2 protein-coding genes are annotated in these 2,350 nt (G+C 51.2%); both read right to left on the reverse strand.

Translation table 11 applies throughout. The features are described 5' to 3' along the window. Nucleotides 1-107 precede the first annotated feature (107 nt). Nucleotides 108-1,502: a primase-helicase family protein gene (locus ACR0NZ_RS20550; RefSeq protein ID WP_480521555.1), complete on the reverse strand. Its 1,395-nt coding sequence runs from the start codon at nt 1,500-1,502 to the stop codon at nt 108-110. A 256-nt stretch (nt 1,503-1,758) separates the two neighbouring features. Continuing rightward, nucleotides 1,759-2,350, reverse strand: a 592-nt coding sequence (locus ACR0NZ_RS20555; protein ID WP_480521557.1) for a hypothetical protein, incomplete at its 5' end; no start/stop codon positions are given.

Raw genomic sequence — 2,350 nt, forward strand, 5'->3', positions numbered from 1 at the left:
GGATAGGACGGAGTTGGCCCTCGAAAGGGCCTCCTCGTAGTAGGTGTCCATTATGTCCTGGAGCCAGATCTCGCAATCGTCTCTCAAGAAGAAGTGCTGACCATCCATCATATGATCTCCACTTCGGCGAACCGGACGTCACCAGCAAGATGATCGTTGATGCTCACGGGCTCAAAGTCAGGACCGTGGATTTTGCCCCTGTCGATCCAGTAACCGGACTTGACCCAGATCGCACGTCGATAGTCTTTGCCACCCCACTTGGCCTTGGTCTTTTGCCAGTCAAGCTCGTCCATGAGATGCTTGGTTTGGTTGATGTTTCCTTTGAGGTGCGTCTGGACGAACTCGACCACTCCCGCTTCAGGCAAGGCGACGAGCCCACTAGCACTCAGTTCTTCCTCCAACCGATCAACGATGGTGTCACGGCTGGTCTGGCGCAGGCGTTCCATGGTCGGGGTCTGATGGTCAGCGATGTTCAGGCTCTTGGCACTGAATCCTTCCGGCAACTCTCTCCGCATCAAGGCGTTATAGACACGGGCCACATTAGCCGGGGCATCAAGGAACTGATGAACCTGACCGACGAGGTTCGAAAACTCATTGGCGCGAGAACCTCCAGATCGTCCGTCATGATTTACGTCCATTACGAGATAACGCCGCTCACCTTCACCAATCCATGACGGCCAGATGTTCGAGGTGAACAAGAAGCAGCAAGACTGCTTGGCGCGTTCAGCTTCAATCCCCTTGCGCTCGATCAGAACATAAGGGTCAGTGATGAAGGTCTTGATTGCGTTTTCCTGCGGCGACCCCGGCTTGATTTGGGTCTCCTCGCAGACTATCAACTTGCTCGTCAAAACTGTGGCGTTGAACTGCTGAGTGAGTTTGTTGACATTGTTCGGCGTGACCGTGTTTTGGGGGCCGAACAGTTCAGTGAGGATCCGGCCCATGGTGCTTTTCCCAGTACCTCTGCCACGCGAGTACAGGAACGGTGCCCAAGCAGGCTTTTCTCCCTCGTTCTGAAGGCTCCATGCCAGCCAGTTCAGGAACTGCTCTCGATCATGGTCAAGCTGAAAAAACTCATCGAAGAATTGCCCGATGATGCCAAGCTCCGAAGAATTGATCTTGAGTTGCCGATATTCAGGTTCAACCCACGTATTGGCCGCGACTGCGCCCCGCGATTTTATAAGTCGACTTGAGTTTCCAGCTTCGCAGATAGCCGTCCCATTCCAAACCTGAAAGGATCGCTCGACGTCGGTATGTTGTGCTTCGATTAACAGGGTAAACAAGCCTTTTACCAGTTCCCTGCTCAGTGGAACGTCGGAATACTCGTCTCGTACCCGGTTCAGGATCATCCGCTCTACGTCGTTTCGCGATAGCGGCACTCCGAGATTCTCCACGTCGAAGAACTTGTTATCTCTGCGAACGATCTGGTCGCCGAAGGCCTTGGCCAGACGTTGAACTTGTTCGGTTACCTCCGTTCCAGTTGCAGGTTTATTGTTATTTTGCATTGATGGTTATCTCCCATCATTGATGCTCCTAGCTTAGCCAGACACCCCATATCAGGAGAGGGCTGATTAAGCCTTTTCGAGGGGCTGGCACTAGGTGCACAATCGCGTTCTTCTCTCCTATAGAGTGCCCTGGAAGAAATTTCGCACCAAAAACGGACTGAAACCCCTTATTTTTATGACAATTATGGCCGTCAGTAGGTCGCGGGCGGAATCTAGCCCGATTTGACCGAATTTGGCTGCTGAAATTGGTGAAATACTAGACTTCACCGGGGTCTTTTTTATGGTCCACGGCCAGCATCAGAACATGGGATGCATAAAAGAAATTCTCCTCCTGACCAACAAGGCCGGAATCCCATTTGAACCCATGAATGAGGTTGGTTCTTAGGCAATAAGCAATGTGCAGTAGTGCGGCAATCCGTTGGGTATAGTCGTCAGGGTCGTCTCTGAATACCTGTTCAATACGGTTCATAGAGTTTGTGGAATGTTGCGTAAGCTCTTCTAAGTGAGTCGAAATTTGGGCTCCATCAATGTGCCTGCCGCTAAAATGTTTGTATGCCTGCCGGAACCTCTTTGACGTAGTGAAATCGTGCAACCCTTTCGCGGCAGCGTCTTCGATGCGATCATAGTTTGATACTTCATTCGGCATCAATGCTCGCGCGATCTGCTCTCGCAGGCGGTCGTCGGCTGGTTGGATGATCTGGTGCTCGAAGAAACTCCAAATCAAAACATAATAGGCAATGGAACTTTTGAGGGGACCGCTTAACTCAGGACAATCTGGTCGATGGCTTTTAAGCCAGATGTCGAATGAACTCATAAAAGCCTCCTTACTTAACATTTTAGCCTTATCG

The organism is Ruegeria sp. AE3, from assembly GCF_056542225.1.

Excerpts from the sequence above, each read along its gene's own strand:
- ACR0NZ_RS20550 (WP_480521555.1), bottom strand. The coding sequence starts at position 1,502 with ATGCAAAATAACAATAAACCTGCAACTGGAACGGAGGTAACCGAACAA.